Below are 14,699 nucleotides of genomic sequence, written 5' to 3' on the forward strand. Positions count from 1 at the left end.
TACCTTATTCCCTTGGTGAAAGCTCTGGGGTGACGCCTTTTTTGGCCTGAACAGCTTTTTCGCGCCTGTCGGAGAATACAATGGCTGCGGTACGTATTGTGCTCATTTGTTGAATCTGGGAGACACGAAAATGCTGAGAGTTACCGACCTCCGGGGGACAACCCCAACGACCGCCGAACTTCGCAGGGCACTGCCACGTGGTGGCGTTGATGTCCATGCCGTGCTTCCCGCAGTTACGCCGATCGTTGAAGAGGTTCGCGTAGGCGGTGCCGAAAAGGCACTCGAATACGGAGAGAAGTTCGACGGGATCCGTCCAGCATCCGTGCGGGTGCCGTCGGAGGTGATCAAAGAGGCCGTCGACAAGCTTGATCCTGCGCTGCGCTCCGCGCTTGAAGTCGCGATCGAGCGGATTCGCAAGGTACATGCTGAGCAGAAGCCGCAGCCACACACTACGACGCTTGCGAATGGCGCAACTGTCACCGAGACATTTATTCCTGTTTCGCGCGTGGGACTTTATGTTCCAGGTGGAAAGGCAGTGTACCCCTCGAGCGTGCTCATGAACGTGATTCCTGCGCAGGAGGCGGGGACGGACAGCATGGTGGTCTGCACTCCTCCTCAGGAGGAGTTCGGCGGCTGGCCGCACCCAACGACGCTCGCCGCGTGCGCGCTGCTCGGCGTCGATGAAGTGTGGGCAGTCGGTGGTGCCCAGGCGATTGCATTGCTGGCGTACGGCGATGATGCCCACGGCCTGGAACCAGTTGATATGGTGACCGGACCGGGGAACATCTACGTTGCTGCCGCGAAGCGCGTAGTCAACGGCACGGTGGGCATTGACGCGGAGGCCGGCCCAAGCGAGATCGCGGTTATCGCCGATGATAGCGCGAATGCGGAATACGTGGCGCTCGATCTGATTTCGCAGGCAGAGCACGACGAGCAAGCAGCTAGTGTGCTTATCACCGACTCAGAGGCCCTGGCGCAGGAAGTCGGCCAACTCGTTGAGCAGCGCTCGAAGGAAACGCTCAACGCTGAGCGCGCCTCTACTGCGCTGGGCGGTAAGCAGTCCGGCATCATCCTGGTCGATGATATTGAGAAGGCTGTCGCAGTCGCAGACGTTTACGCAGCAGAGCACCTGGAGGTGCACACGCGCGATGCTCGCGCGGTTGCGGAGCGAGTTCGAAACGCGGGCGCAATTTTCGTCGGGCCATACTCACCGGTCCCACTCGGTGACTATGCGGCTGGCTCGAACCACGTCTTGCCGACATCCGGGACGGCGCGCTTCAACCCCGGCCTGTCCACCCTGACGTTCCTGAAGCCTGTCAATCTCATCGAGTACGACAAGGCAGCGTTGGCGGATATCGCTGAGGACATCATGGTGCTGGCTGCGGAAGAGCAGCTTCCTGCACACGGTGAATCCATTAAGGCACGAGGAAACGGAGCTAAGTAAGTATGTTTACTGATCCTTCGACGATCGCGAAGGGCGTCACGCTCGAATCGCTACCACTTCGCGACGAGCTGCAAGGAAAGAACCCATACGGCGCCCCACAGTTGAAAGTGCCTGTCGCGCTGAACACCAACGAGAATCCGTACCCGCCCTCTGAGGCGTTGATTCAGGACCTGGTTGCCGAGGTTGAAGCAGCGGCACGGTCGCTCAACCGCTACCCAGAGCGCGACGCCGTGTTGCTTCGGGAAGACCTGGCCGCATACGTGTCGAAGCAGACGGGCGTCCAGGTCAGCAAAGACAACATTTGGGCCGCAAACGGTTCGAACGAGATTTTGCAGCAGCTGTTGCAAGCTTTCGGTGGCCCCGGACGCAGTGCCATGGGGTTCGTGCCTAGCTACTCGATGCACCCAATCCTTGCGGCGGGCACGCAAACCGAGTTTATCCCGATTGATCGCAACGAATCTTTCGATATCGATGTGCAGCAGGCCGTGCAGGCCGTCGAAAAGCACGCGCCGGACGTCATCTTTATCACTACGCCGAACAATCCAACTGGCGGTGAGACTGCACTCGAAGACATCGAAAAGATTGTTCAGGCTGCACCTGGCATCGTGATTATTGACGAGGCGTACGCTGAGTTTTCGGATTCCCCGTCCGCAACGACGCTGCTAGCAACGTATCCAGAGAAGCTCGTTGTGTCGCGCACGATGTCGAAGGCGTTCGATTTCGCAGGCGCGCGCCTAGGGTACTTCGTTGCAGCACCGGCGTTTATCGACGCCGTCATGCTGGTTCGCTTGCCGTACCACCTCTCGGTGCTCTCCCAGGTCGCTGCACGCGTGGCGCTGAAGCACGCCGGGGACACGCTCGCGACGGTTGACAAGTTGGCGCAGGAGCGCGTGCGCGTGCAAGCAGCGCTGGAAGAGATGGGCTACAAGGTTGTGCCGAGCTCGTCGAATTTCATCTTCTTCGGCCCGTTTGGCGACGCCACTTCGACCCATGCAGCGTGGCAGCAGTTCCTCGACTGTGGCGTACTCATTCGTGACGTTGGCGTCGCAGGTCACCTGCGAGTGACGGTTGGACTTGATAGCGAAAACGATGCCTTCCTAGAGGCAGCAAGAAAGGTACTTCATGGCGAATAGGGTAGGGACCGCACACAGGAAGACGTCTGAATCCGACATCGCTGTGTCCATCAATCTCGACGGCACAGGCGTGACTGACATTGACACCGGATTGCCGTTTTTCGATCACATGCTCACCGCATTCGGGGCGCACGGTGCTTTCGATCTCACGGTGAAGGCGAAAGGCGACACGGAGATCGATGCCCACCACACGGTGGAAGACACCGCCATCACGCTCGGGTGGGCCCTGCTGGATGCGATCGGGGACAAGCGTGGCATCCGCCGCTTTGGCTCGATGCTGTTGCCGATGGACGAAACGCTCGTTGAGGCAGTTGTAGACCTGTCTGGGCGTCCGTACTTTGTGATGAACGGTGAGCCGGAGCATATGGATTGGCAGGTCATCGGCGGGCACTACGCCACGGTGATAAATCGCCATTTCTTTGAGACGCTTGCGTATAACTCCCGAATGACCTTGCACGTGAATGTGCGCTATGGTCGCGATCCGCACCACATTACGGAAGCCGAATTCAAGGCTGTGGCCCGCAGTTTGCGAGCTGCAGTGGATGCAGACCCAAAGATTACGGGTGTGCCGTCGACAAAGGGTGCGTTATAGGTGGGAGGCATTCCAGCAAGTATGGGAGTGCTTGGCCTCTTCGTGTTGGCGGGTGTGCTCGCAGGCGGAGTGTGGTCAACGTACCAGCGTGGATTGAGGGTGCCGACTGCAGTGTTAGCCTTGGCTACTGCGCTGGCGCTCGCATTCGCGATCATGGCAATGATGGAGGTTATGTAGTTTGAAGTTCTTCCCACCAACACCGCTTACTGTTGAGGAAATCAACTCGGTCTCGAGCGTTTGGAAGGCACGCGGCATGAAGCCCGTTCTGCTCGCGGTGATGGCAGCGTTCGCCGCATGGGCGGTGCTGCTGCCGGTGATTCCTACGGCGGTGCTCGATGCAGGAGGAACCGAAACGCTGGCCGGGCTTACCACCGGTGTGTTCATGCTCGCTACAGTGCTTACACAGATGGCGACACCTGCGCTGCTGCGCAAGTTCGGGTTTGGCCTGATTATGGGGCTGTCTTCTTTGCTCTTGGGTGTTCCGGCGTTCGCCTACGCGTTGGGAATGGAAGCCGGAACAGTGCTGACTGTGAGCGCGATCCGCGGTGTTGGGTTTGGCGCGCTGACGGTAGCGGAGGCAGCCGTCGTCGCTGAGTTGGTACCGCGTCGCTTGCTGGGGCGGGCGACCGGCACGCTGGGCATCATGGTGGGCTTGTCTCAGATGGTCGGCTTGCCGACGGGCCTCGCCCTGGTCAACGTCATTGGGTATAACGCGGTGTATTACATTGCAGCGGGCGTAGGCCTCATTTCGTTGGTGGCATGCATGTTCATCCCAGCTGTGCCACAAGCGGACCGCGATGAGTTGAGCGTGGCGCACGTGCACGTACCGATGTGGCGGCTTGTGTTTGTTCCGGGCATGGCCTTGATGTTCGTCACCTCAGCGTATGGTGCAATTACTAATTTCCTTCCCGCGGCGATGCGCGATCTCGATCCGGCCAAGGGAGCGGCGCTTGGCGGTGTGATGCTGGGCGTGATGAACTTCGCTTCTATGTTGTCGCGGTACGCAGCGGGTCAGGTCATGGACCGCAAGGGATACCCAGGCAGCATTCTCATTCCGTGCCAGTTCATCGCTGCAGGTGGTGTCTTTCTCATCGCGCTCATTCTGCTTCTTGATCTGCCGGTGTGGTGGATGGCGTTGGCAGCGTTGATCTACGGTGTTGGATTCGGCGCGGTACAGAACGAGGCGCTCACCTTGATGTTCTATCGCTTGCCCCGTTCGAAGAGCTCTGAGGCCTCTGCGATTTGGAATATCGCATTCGACGGAGGAACAGGTCTGGGGTCGACGATGTACGGCATGTTGCTGACAATGATGATGTTTACTCCGATGTTTGGTCTTGCGGCGGCCGTGATCCTTATTGGCGTAGTTATTACGTTGCTGGATAGGCAGCTGGGCAAGCACCGTGTCGTCGAAGTTAATAACTTGTCCGTGCGGCTGAAAAATGTTCAGCCCCCGCGCCTTTATCGGCGGAACGGGCGCTAGAATTAGTCTTCATGACTGCTAACGACATGCCACAACCCCATGTTGCGCTGCTCGACTACGGGGCAGGAAATATCCGATCCGCTCAGCGTGCGCTAGAACAAGTTGGTGCGCGCGTCAGCGTTACTGCCGATCCGGCGATCGCGGTGGAGGCTGACGGCCTGTTAGTGCCGGGGGTTGGCGCGTTTGATGCATGCATGCGTGGGTTGCAGGCGATGCAAGGGGGGCGCATCATCGGACAGCGCCTTGCAGGTGGTCGTCCTGTGCTGGGTATCTGCGTTGGTATGCAAATCCTTTTTGAGCATGGAGTCGAGCATGGCATTGATACTGCTGGATTAGCAGAGTGGCCGGGGACCGTTGAAAAGCTCCAGGCTCCTGTGCTTCCACACATGGGGTGGAACACCGTCGACATAGTTGGCGGCTCGCGCATGTTCGATGGCATTAATGTAGACGAGCGCTTCTACTTCGTGCATTCGTACGGCGTTCGCGAATGGACGCTGAAAGCGGATGAGTTCATTGCGCCGCCACTTGTGCACTGGTCGGAGCACGGTGGAGATAAGTTTGTGGCTGCCGTCGAAAATGGTCCGCTCTGGGCGACGCAGTTCCACCCTGAGAAGTCTGGTGACGCAGGACTTCATCTCCTGGAAAACTGGGTGAAGACTCTGTAGCGAGCGCCGAACCTGGCTGAGTTAGATTGGATAAGATGAGCACCATGACTTTTACCTTGTTGCCTGCTGTTGATGTTGTTGAAGGTCAGGCCGTGCGGCTGGACCAGGGGGAAGCCGGGACGGAGAAGAGCTACGGGGATCCCCTGGAGGCTGCTCGCCGTTGGGAAGAGCAGGGGGCGCAGTGGCTGCACTTCGTGGATTTGGACGCTGCGTTTGGGCGTGGCTCGAACCATGAGTTGATGGCGGATATCACTGCGAAGCTGGGTATCGCTGTCGAGCTCACGGGTGGTATTCGTGACGACGCCACGTTGGAGCGAGCCCTTGCCACCGGAGCGAAGCGCGTCAATATTGGTACCGCGGCGCTACAGGATCCGGAGTGGACCTGTAAGGCAATTGAGCGCTACGGCGACAAGATCGCGATTGATATCGCGGTGCGTGAAACTGATGGTGAGTGGCGCACGAAGGGGAACGGCTGGACGTCCGACGGCGGTGATCTGTGGGAGGTTCTGGAGCGGTTCGATGCCGCTGGTTGCAGCCGTTTCGTGGTGACCGACGTGAGCAAGGACGGCACGCTAGCGGGGCCGAATGTTGCACTGTTGCGGGAGGTCGCCGCAGCGACGGACGCTCAGATTACTGCCTCGGGCGGAATCGCGACTCTCGACGACGTTGTAGAAGTGGCCCGGTATACCGATGAAGGGATCGACTCCGTCATTATCGGCAAGGCTCTCTACGAGAAGCGCTTCACGCTGAGTGAGGCGCTGGAGGCCGTCGCAAAGGTATCGAAGGGCGAGTAAACAGCGTGCGGGATCTGCAGGCATACCGAGCTATTGCGTTAGAGGCGGTCGATGAAGCCGCCGAGCTGTTTCGAACACATATCGGTGCAGCTCCAGCGCTCTTTAAGGGCGAAGGTGACTTTGCCACGGAAGCGGATCTCGCCATTGAAACGTTGCTGAGGAAACGCTTGACGGAAGCGACCGGTATCCCCGTGTTCGGGGAGGAACACGGCGGGGACCTCAACGCTGAGGCGTGCTGGGTGCTCGATCCTGTCGACGGCACCTCGAACTACTCGTGTGGCAACCCGATGTGCGCGATCTTGGTAGCGCTCCTTATCGACGGCCAACCGGTCGTCGCGGTGACCGACATGCCTTTGCTGGGGCACCGCATGCATGCGATCTCGGGTGAGCCCGTTGTGCTTGACGGCGACCCATTGCCTGCGCTCCCACAGGGCGTTGATCCTTCGACGACGGCCGCTCAGGTAGGCGTTGCAACCGTTGGTTCGGATGATCGCGCTGCGTTTCCAGCGGAAGGCCGCTTGGCCTTCGTCGGTGAATTGGCTGCCACCTCACTGCGACCACGCATGACTGGCTCAGTGGGCGTGGACTTGGCGTTTGTGGCGTCGGGTGTGTTCCAGGCCAGCGTGAGTTTCTCCCCGCACGTGTGGGATAACGCGGCCGGTGTCTTGTTCGGTCGCTGCGCGGGCGCGACGGTGACTGACGTGTACGGGCAGCCATGGGAGATGTCGTCGATGGGGGCTGTCATTGGTACGAATGCTGCCCATGCGACTGCGCTCGCGACGGTCCAACGGTGCTTTGAAAGCCCTGATAGGCAGAGTGCTTCGCGGTAGTATGTAGTTTCCGGAACGTATTTGCGGGCTGGAGTAGCGTGGCACAAAACATGTATGGAGGGTAATTACCTTGTCTGTTGCAATCCGTGTGATTCCTTGCCTCGACGTGGACGACGGGCGGGTGGTAAAAGGCGTAAATTTTGAAAACCTGCGGGACGCTGGTGATCCCGTAGAACTTGCTCAGCGGTATGGACTGGAAGGCGCTGATGAGCTTACGTTTTTGGACGTAACTGCGTCGCGTGAGGGCCGTGGAACGATGCTTGAGGTCGTCCGTAAGACCGCAGAGCAGGTATTTATCCCGCTGACCGTTGGCGGAGGCGTTCGAAGCGTCGAAGACGTCTCTGAGTTGCTGCGTGCTGGCGCGGACAAAGTCAGTGTGAATACAGCGGCGATTCACCGGCCAGAGCTACTGCGTGAGCTCAGCGAGAAGTTTGGAGCGCAGTGCATTGTCTTGTCTGTCGACGCGCGTCGCGTGCCGAATGGTGGGCTTCCGCAGCCGTCTGGGTTTGAAGTGACCACGCACGGTGGTACGCGTTCAGCTGGTCTCGACGCGGTGGAGTGGGCTCGCACTGGACAAGACCTGGGTGTGGGGGAAATCTTGCTGAACTCGATGGACGGAGATGGGACCAAGGAAGGGTTCGATCTCGAGCTGTTGGAGAAGGTTCGAGCAGCGGTAAGCATCCCGGTGATTGCTTCCGGTGGCGCTGGCAATGCTGCAGACTTCCCGCCAGCAGTAAAAGCGGGCGCAGACGCCGTACTTGCGGCGTCGATCTTCCACTTCGGCGAAGTGAGCATCGCGGAAGTAAAGGATGCGCTTCGGAATGAGGGCTTTGAGGTTCGCTGATGACTGAACTACGACCAGAAGATGCCGTATTGGATCCTGCAATTGCTGCTCGGCTGAAGAAGAACGACCGCGGCCTGGTTCCCGCCGTGGTGCAGGCTGCTGACACCGGTGAGGTCCTCATGATGGCTTGGATGGATGAGCGAGCGCTGGCGTACACGCTGGAAACGCGACGAGGGACGTACTTCTCTCGCTCCCGTAACGAATACTGGGTAAAAGGGCTCACCAGTGGCGCTGTGCAAGAGGTCCGCGAGGTGCGCCTCGACTGCGACGGCGACACCTTGCTGGTGAAGGTGATCCAGACGGATGGTGCCTGTCATACGGGGGACCGTACGTGCTTCGATGCAGATCTGCTGTTGGAGGATATCTAGGTGAATACGGCGAACCGCGTCGGCGCACTGCTGGTGGGCGTCGGTGGCGCGCTGGCGTGGGTGGGGTCCAGGATGGACTGGTTTACTGTCGAAGTTTTCGACGACCGCGCTGGAGCCAGTACCACTACCGTCGATGGTTCAATGTGGTCTACGGAGATCGCGGCAGTGGCGCTCATTCTGATCGTTGCAATGATTGCGATATTCGCGCTGCGGCGAGTTGGGCGTCGAATAGTAGGTGTGGTGGCCGCACTAGGCGCCGTGGGCGCCGGCGTATCGGGCTTGCGAACCTTATTAGCCGAGCCTGACTTGGAGCGTTTGCACACACTGCTGAGTGCCGGAAGCGGGGAGCAGGGAGGAGCAGCCAGTGACGGGGCGATTGCCGCGTGGGCGGAGATCACACAGGTGCAGCAGCATAGCGCTGGCATTTACCTGGTCATCTTGGGGGCGCTCCTGGGGCTTATTGGAGCGCTCACGGTTGTAATGCGGCCCGGTGTAGATTCCGCGAAGCTCAACAAGTATGAGACAGAGGCTGTGCGCCGTGAAAAGCTAGGTGAAGATCTCGAAGCTCGACCGGACTCTGGGCGCGTGATGTGGGACGCCTTGGACTCCGGAATTGACCCTACGGATGATGAGGCACGCCGATAAATATTCGGTATACCCCCGTGAAATTTCATGAACTAAATACGCGCGGGCTACGCTGGCAACTGCAACAATAGGCTTTCACCTCGGAGTCACGCGGGAGGCGAGTATGTGTGCCACGGATGTACACAGCGATCTCTTCGCTGCAGTGCAGCGGCAGGTCGCACGCCGTGAGTCCTTGGTGTCGTTTCAAGAGGTGAAGGATCGCTCGCGGGCGGCTGCATCTGCGCGCGACGCATACGCGGCCGTTGACTCAGACGGATGCGCAATTATTGCCCAGGTACAGTACAACCAGCACGGCGTCCGGACTACGCAGCAACGGATTCACCGAGCGGCACTTGCCGCAGTGGAGCTTGAGATGCAGGGGGCGCAGCTGCTCGCGTGTTCGGGTGCGCTGTTTGGCCGTGAGGTCGCGAACATTGAGATGGACGCAGCGAGGGCAGCAGTGCATATACCGGTGGTGAGCTTGGATACGATTGTTGATCCGTACCAAGTGCACGAGGCTCGCTGCTATGGAGCCGATGCGCTTGTGCTTCGTGCAGATATTCTTGAGCAGCCGCGACTGGAGGCGTTGCTAGATAGAGCGGAGACGCTTGGCATGTCGGCCTTCGTACAAGTCGGAGACGCTGAGGAGGCGGCACGTGCGCTTCGGGCGGGCGCATCCGTGCTGGCTGTTGTGCCACCGAAACGTCCATCGGGGGAGACTGATCACTTCGCACTGGGTGAGCTTGTTGCAGGCCTTCCGAGCAAGATCCGCGTGGTGATGATGGCGGATGTGTTGACTCCGCGTGATCTGTTTAACGTCGCTGCCGCAGGAGCAGACGCCATTTTGGCGAATGCCGAAGCGGCTATTCCTTCACTTGCTACCGCCGGGCGACACCCCGCGTGCGCTTCCCGCCGATAATCAGGCACACTAGGGGGCGTGCAAACTACGATTCTGGCAAACATTCCCTCGCCACCACAGGGTGTGTGGCACATTGGCTGGCTCCCGGTGAGGGCGTACGCGCTGTGCATCATCACCGGCATTCTGCTTGCAATGTGGGTGGGCACGCGACGCTATCGTGCGCGTGGTGGTGATCCCGACGTGATTTGGGACGCGGCAATTGTCGCTATCCCCATGGGCATCATTGGCGGTCGGCTCTACCACGTGCTGACGGATCATGATAAATACTTCGGCCCCGGCAAAGATCCACTGCAGGCGCTGAACATTACTGCGGGTGGTTTGGGCATCTGGGGCGCAGTCGCACTGGGCGCGGCGAGCGTGTGGTTGCTGCTGCGGTGGAAGAAGATTGCTGTTGGGCCTGTTGCCGATGCGCTGGCGCCAGGCATCGTGTTGGCCCAGGCCGTGGGACGCCTTGGGAACTGGTTCAATCAGGAACTCTATGGTGCTGAAACGACGGTACCGTGGGCGTTGGATATCTACTACCGCGTTGACGAGCAAGGGGCGTTCGCTCCGCTGACAGGGCGTTCTACCGGTGAGGTCATCGCGAGCGTTCACCCGACGTTCCTCTACGAGTTGGTGTGGAATCTGCTTGTGTTTGCTTTCCTGCTTTGGGCAGATAAGCACTTCAGGCTCGGACACGGCAGGGTATTTTGGCTATACGTTGCTGGCTACACGATGGGCCGATTTGCAATCGAGTTGATGCGTACTGACGTCGCAACACTAATTTTGGGGTTGCGTGTGAACACGTGGGTTTCAGGCCTGCTTTTTGTTGTTTCACTTGGGATTTTCTTCCTATTGCCACGTGGGAGAGAAGCCGAGAAAGAACTCGTTCACAACGATAATGATGATACGAATCGTGATTCGGGGTAGGGTGGTATCCGAAGTGGAAGATAGGCCACACGATACGGCAGTGGAGAATTCACACACTATCTGGCCTTGAAACCACCGGTAATTGTTGAATCGCTACTAGGTTGGATCTCGTGGATAGAAGAACAAAGATCGTATGTACGCTTGGCCCTGCTGTGGCCAGCAAAGAAGCAATCCTCGGACTTGTGCGCGACGGCATGGATGTCGCCCGCCTCAACTTCTCCCACGGCGACTATCCGGACCACGAGCAGAACTACCGCTGGGTCCGCGAAGCCACCGATGAAACGGGACACGCAGTTGGCATCCTCGCCGACCTTCAGGGTCCGAAAATCCGTCTTGGGCGCTTTGAAGAAGGCGCCACCGTCTGGGAGACGGGCGAAACGGTCCGCATCACAGTCGATGACGTGCCAGGCACGCACGATCGAGTCTCGACGACTTACAAGAACCTCGCCAAGGACGCGAAGCCGGGCGACCGCCTGCTCGTCGACGACGGCAAGGTCGGTCTGGTCTGTGTCGAAGTCGACGGCAACGACGTTGTCTGCCGCGTGACCGAAGGTGGCCCTGTTTCCAACAACAAGGGTGTTTCCCTGCCGGGGATGGACATCTCCGTCCCGGCGTTGTCCGAGAAGGACAAGGCGGACCTGCGGTTCGCACTCAAGATGGGTGTCGACGTCGTCGCGCTGTCCTTCGTGCGTTCTCCGGCAGATGTTGACCTGGTTCATGAGATCATGGACGAAGTTGGCCGTCGTGTCCCAGTCATCGCGAAGCTGGAGAAGCCAGAAGCAGTCGACGCCCTGGAGTCAATCATCCTGGCATTCGACGCCGTGATGGTTGCCCGTGGCGACCTCGGCGTTGAGATTCCGCTTGAGCTTGTTCCAGGTGTGCAGAAGCGCGTCATCCAGATCGCTCGTGAAAACGCGAAGCCGGTCATCGTCGCTACGCAGATGCTGGATTCGATGATTGATAACTCGCGTCCGACGCGTGCAGAGGCTTCCGACGTTGCGAACGCCGTGCTCGATGGTGCAGACGCCGTCATGCTCTCCGGTGAGACTTCCGTTGGCGTTGACCCGCACAACGTGGTCCGCACGATGAGCCGCATTGTCCGCTCCGCTGAGGCTATGGACAAGGTGCCGCCTCTGAACCACATCCCGCGTACCCGCCGTGGTGTGATCTCCTACTCGGCGAACGATGTGGCAAACCGTCTGCACGCACGCGCAATCGTGGCGTTCACCGCGACTGGCGACACCGCTCGACGCGTCGCGCGCCTGCGCCCAGACCTGCCGCTGCTCGTGTTTACTCCGAAGCAGGAGGTTCGCTCGCAGCTCGCACTGACCTGGGGCGTGGAGACCTTCCTGTGCCCGCCGGTGCACAGCACGGATGACATGATCGCCACCGTTGACAAGTACCTGCTGGCGATGGATGAGTACCAGGAGAATGACACCATGGTGATGGTTGCAGGTACCCCTCCAGGAGTTGCAGGCTCGACCAACACGGTCCACGTCCACCAGCTGGGCGAGGAGGCTTACTGGTCGAAGAAGAAGGAAGAGGAACAAGACTAAGTTCCAAATCGGAGAACACCCCGGGCAGCTGCTCCGGGGTGTTTTTCATCTCGGCTTGTAGCTCGCTACATACAAGGGGACATGCAAAAGGCCTGCCGCGAAGCAACAGCGGCAGGCCTTTTGTAGTAGGAGCTACAGGCTAGTTAATCGGCGTCGGCTCGATCTTCCAGACCTCGTTCGCGTAATCGCGGATCGTGCGGTCAGAGGAGAAGCGACCGGATTCGCAGATGTTGATCCAGCACTTGCGTGCCCATGCATCTGGGTCCTCGTAGTACTCCTTGGCCATGCGGTCGCGGGTTGCGCGGTAGTCCGCGAAGTCACCCAGCACGTAGTAGACGTCAGCTTCGTCGAAGCCGAAGCCCTCGAGCAGGGAAGCACGGATGTTGTGGAACGCGCCGGTGCCGCAGTCGTCCAGGGTGCCGTCGACCAGTGCGTTGAGCACACGGTGCAGGCCTGAGGTCTGCTCGGCGGTAGCCTTCGGGTCATAGGAGCGCTGCAGCTCAGGCAGATCCTCCTCGAGAGCGCCGAAGATGTAGGCGTTCTCTTCACCGACAGCGTCAACGATTTCCACGTTTGCGCCGTCCATCGTGCCCAAGGTCAGCGCACCGTTCATCATGAACTTCATGTTCGAGGTGCCCGACGCCTCCTTGCCGGCCGTCGAGATCTGCTCGGAAACATCCGTTGCCGGGATGATGTGCTCAGCAGGGGAGACGTTGTAGTTCTCCACGAAGACCACATGCAGGTACTTCGAAACGACTGGGTCGTTGTTCACCAGCTCGCCGATGGCGTTGATGAGCTTGATGATCCCCTTTGCCATCGTGTAACCAGGTGCAGCCTTCGCGCCGAAGATAAAGGTGCGCTTCGGTACGTCGGTCTCGCCGTCTTCCTTGATACGGAAGTACAAGTCGATGATGTACAGCGCGTTCATCAGCTGACGCTTGTACTCGTGCAGACGCTTGATCTGCGTATCGTAGACGGAGTCCGGGTCGATGACAGAACCCTGACGCTGCTCGATCCAACGAGCGAAGTCTTGCTTGTTAGCAGCCTTGATCTCCCGCAGTTCCTTGAGCACTGCAGGATCATCAGCGTACTTGCGCAGCTCCTTCAGCTTGGACAGGTCCGTGGTCCACTCATCAGAACCAGACAGGCGGTCGAGCAGGGATGCGAGACGCGGGTTGCACATACGCAGCCAGCGACGTGGGGTGACACCGTTGGTCTTGTTGTTGAAGCGCTCTGGATACATGGAGTACCAGTAGTTGAGTGTGTCGCGCTTCAGGATCTCGGTGTGCAGCGCAGCCACGCCGTTCACGGAGTACGAAGCGTAGCAGGCGATCCACGCCATGTGCACCTTGCCGTCGTGGACTGGGGAGTAGTGGTGTGCGTCCTCCGGGCCAATGCCACGGGACTCCATGTCGAGGCGGTAGCGGCGGTCAATCTCCAGGACAATTTCCCAGATACGCCAGAACAGCTGCTTGAAGATGGACTCGTCCCAAGTCTCCAGAGCCTCCTGGAGCACGGTGTGGTTCGTGTACGCGAAGGTCTGGGTGGTGACGTTCCACGCCTCATCCCAGCCCAGACCGTGCTCATCCATGAGCAGGCGCATGAGTTCCGGAACCGCCAGCACCGGGTGGGTGTCGTTGAGCTGCACTGAGTTGTACTCGTGGAACTTGCTCAGATCCTCGCCGTGGTGCTCGATGTAGTTGTCGATCATCTCCTGCAGCGAAGCAGAGACGAAGAAGTACTGCTGGCGGACGCGGAGCACCTTGCCAGCGTACGTGGTGTCGTTCGGGTAGAGCACGCGGGTGATGTCGTGGACAGCCTCGCGCTCCAGGATGGCGTCGGAGAAACGCTGCGAGTTGAACGCATCGTAGTCGAACTCGTGGATTGGGGATGCGTCCCACAGACGAAGGGTACCAACGTTATCGGTGCCGTAGCCGGTAATCGGCATGTCGAACGGTACTGCTCGAACCGTCATGTCGTCGAACTTCACGATGCGCTCCTGGGATGTGCGCTCAACAACGAATGGGTAGAACGACTCCTTCCAGGAATCCGGGTGCTCCTTCTGGAAGCCATCGACGAACTCCTGACGGAACAGGCCGTAGCGGTAGAGCAGACCGTAGCCGGTGACCGGGTAGTCCTGCGTCACTGCGGAGTCAAGGAAGCATGCAGCCAGACGGCCAAGGCCACCGTTGCCCAGCGCGGCGTCGTGCTCTGCCTCAAGAACATCGGTCAGGTTATGGCCGAGTTCAGCAGCAGCTGCCTCAGCTTCTTTCACCATGCCCAGGTTCGTAAGGTTGTTCAGCAGTGCGCGGCCCTGAAGGAACTCAGCGGAGAAGTACGCTTGCTGGCGTGTTGCCGAGTATGCCTTTTGGGTTGCATCCCATTTGTCAGCAATTTGCTCAACAACAGCGGCCGAGAGCCCGGTCCAGAACTTGTTGTTGGTGGATGCCTGCGGGTTGCGTCCAGAGAAACCACGAACATGGCCGACGACAGTGTCCTGCAGTGCCGGTACCGATGTTCCTACAGTGTTCTTCATAAAAA

15 protein-coding genes are annotated in these 14,699 nt (G+C 59.3%); 14 read left to right on the forward strand and 1 reads right to left on the reverse strand.

Going from position 1 to position 14,699, the window contains the following annotated elements:
• The first annotated feature begins 130 nt into the window (after window positions 1-130).
• From hisD to pyk, 14 genes are all read left to right on the forward strand, one after another.
• Entirely contained in the window at window positions 131-1,444 is a 1,314-nt protein-coding gene (gene hisD, locus BJP06_RS00640) for a histidinol dehydrogenase (RefSeq protein ID WP_071572486.1), read from the forward strand.
• 2 nt (window positions 1,445-1,446) lie between these two features.
• Window positions 1,447-2,577: a histidinol-phosphate transaminase gene (locus tag BJP06_RS00645; RefSeq protein ID WP_071572487.1), complete on the forward strand. Its 1,131-nt coding sequence runs from the start codon at window positions 1,447-1,449 to the stop codon at window positions 2,575-2,577.
• Entirely contained in the window at window positions 2,567-3,169 is a 603-nt protein-coding gene (gene hisB / locus BJP06_RS00650) for an imidazoleglycerol-phosphate dehydratase HisB (RefSeq protein ID WP_070362250.1), read from the forward strand. Before BJP06_RS00645 ends, hisB begins: the two co-directional genes overlap by 11 nt.
• Window positions 3,170-3,346, forward strand: a complete 177-nt coding sequence (locus BJP06_RS12005; RefSeq protein WP_168156151.1) for a hypothetical protein — start codon at window positions 3,170-3,172, stop codon at window positions 3,344-3,346.
• 76 nt (window positions 3,347-3,422) lie between these two features.
• Entirely contained in the window at window positions 3,423-4,649 is a 1,227-nt protein-coding gene (locus tag BJP06_RS00655) for an MFS transporter (protein WP_083290931.1), read from the forward strand.
• 11 nt (window positions 4,650-4,660) lie between these two features.
• A complete protein-coding gene (gene hisH, locus BJP06_RS00660; protein WP_083290915.1) occupies window positions 4,661-5,314 on the forward strand; it encodes an imidazole glycerol phosphate synthase subunit HisH in 654 nt (217 codons plus the stop codon).
• Between the two features lie 44 nt (window positions 5,315-5,358).
• On the forward strand, window positions 5,359-6,108 hold the full coding sequence (gene priA / locus BJP06_RS00665) for a bifunctional 1-(5-phosphoribosyl)-5-((5-phosphoribosylamino)methylideneamino)imidazole-4-carboxamide isomerase/phosphoribosylanthranilate isomerase PriA (protein WP_071572488.1): 750 nt from the start codon (window positions 5,359-5,361) through the stop codon (window positions 6,106-6,108).
• Between the two features lie 5 nt (window positions 6,109-6,113).
• The gene (locus BJP06_RS00670; protein ID WP_071572489.1) at window positions 6,114-6,938 is read left to right on the forward strand and encodes an inositol monophosphatase; all 825 of its coding nucleotides are present in this window, start codon (window positions 6,114-6,116) and stop codon (window positions 6,936-6,938) included.
• Between the two features lie 70 nt (window positions 6,939-7,008).
• On the forward strand, window positions 7,009-7,782 hold the full coding sequence (hisF, locus tag BJP06_RS00675) for an imidazole glycerol phosphate synthase subunit HisF (protein ID WP_071572490.1): 774 nt from the start codon (window positions 7,009-7,011) through the stop codon (window positions 7,780-7,782).
• Window positions 7,782-8,150 (forward strand): phosphoribosyl-AMP cyclohydrolase, encoded by a 369-nt coding sequence (gene hisI, locus BJP06_RS00680; protein WP_070362254.1) that lies wholly within the window; start codon window positions 7,782-7,784, stop codon window positions 8,148-8,150. Before hisF ends, hisI begins: the two co-directional genes overlap by 1 nt.
• Window positions 8,151-8,795, forward strand: coding sequence for a TIGR02234 family membrane protein (locus BJP06_RS00685; protein ID WP_070362255.1), 645 nt, complete (start codon window positions 8,151-8,153; stop codon window positions 8,793-8,795).
• A gap of 103 nt (window positions 8,796-8,898) precedes the next feature.
• Entirely contained in the window at window positions 8,899-9,693 is a 795-nt protein-coding gene (locus BJP06_RS00690; protein WP_070362256.1) for a hypothetical protein, read from the forward strand.
• A gap of 18 nt (window positions 9,694-9,711) precedes the next feature.
• Complete coding sequence (lgt, locus tag BJP06_RS00695) at window positions 9,712-10,602, forward strand: prolipoprotein diacylglyceryl transferase (protein WP_071572491.1); 891 nt, start codon at window positions 9,712-9,714, stop codon at window positions 10,600-10,602.
• A 110-nt stretch (window positions 10,603-10,712) separates the two neighbouring features.
• Complete coding sequence (gene pyk, locus BJP06_RS00700; RefSeq protein WP_070478976.1) at window positions 10,713-12,158, forward strand: pyruvate kinase; 1,446 nt, start codon at window positions 10,713-10,715, stop codon at window positions 12,156-12,158.
• A gap of 139 nt (window positions 12,159-12,297) precedes the next feature.
• On the opposite strand, the gene BJP06_RS00705 is transcribed toward pyk, so the two are convergent.
• On the reverse strand, window positions 12,298-14,694 hold the full coding sequence (locus BJP06_RS00705) for a glycogen/starch/alpha-glucan phosphorylase (protein ID WP_071572492.1): 2,397 nt from the start codon (window positions 14,692-14,694) through the stop codon (window positions 12,298-12,300).
• Window positions 14,695-14,699 lie beyond the last annotated feature (5 nt).

It is taken from the genome of Corynebacterium sp. NML120713 (assembly GCF_001875735.1).
Taxonomy (GTDB): Bacteria; Actinomycetota; Actinomycetes; order Mycobacteriales; family Mycobacteriaceae; genus Corynebacterium; species Corynebacterium pseudogenitalium.

Excerpts from the sequence above, each read along its gene's own strand:
- hisD (WP_071572486.1), top strand. The coding sequence starts at position 131 with ATGCTGAGAGTTACCGACCTCCGGGGGACAACCCCAACGACCGCCGAA.
- BJP06_RS00645 (WP_071572487.1), top strand. The coding sequence starts at position 1,447 with ATGTTTACTGATCCTTCGACGATCGCGAAGGGCGTCACGCTCGAATCG.
- hisB (WP_070362250.1), top strand. The coding sequence starts at position 2,567 with ATGGCGAATAGGGTAGGGACCGCACACAGGAAGACGTCTGAATCCGAC.
- BJP06_RS00655 (WP_083290931.1), top strand. The coding sequence starts at position 3,423 with ATGAAGCCCGTTCTGCTCGCGGTGATGGCAGCGTTCGCCGCATGGGCG.
- hisH (WP_083290915.1), top strand. The coding sequence starts at position 4,661 with ATGACTGCTAACGACATGCCACAACCCCATGTTGCGCTGCTCGACTAC.
- priA (WP_071572488.1), top strand. The coding sequence starts at position 5,359 with ATGACTTTTACCTTGTTGCCTGCTGTTGATGTTGTTGAAGGTCAGGCC.
- hisI (WP_070362254.1), top strand. The coding sequence starts at position 7,782 with ATGACTGAACTACGACCAGAAGATGCCGTATTGGATCCTGCAATTGCT.
- BJP06_RS00690 (WP_070362256.1), top strand. The coding sequence starts at position 8,899 with ATGTGTGCCACGGATGTACACAGCGATCTCTTCGCTGCAGTGCAGCGG.
- BJP06_RS00705 (WP_071572492.1), bottom strand. The coding sequence starts at position 14,694 with ATGAAGAACACTGTAGGAACATCGGTACCGGCACTGCAGGACACTGTC.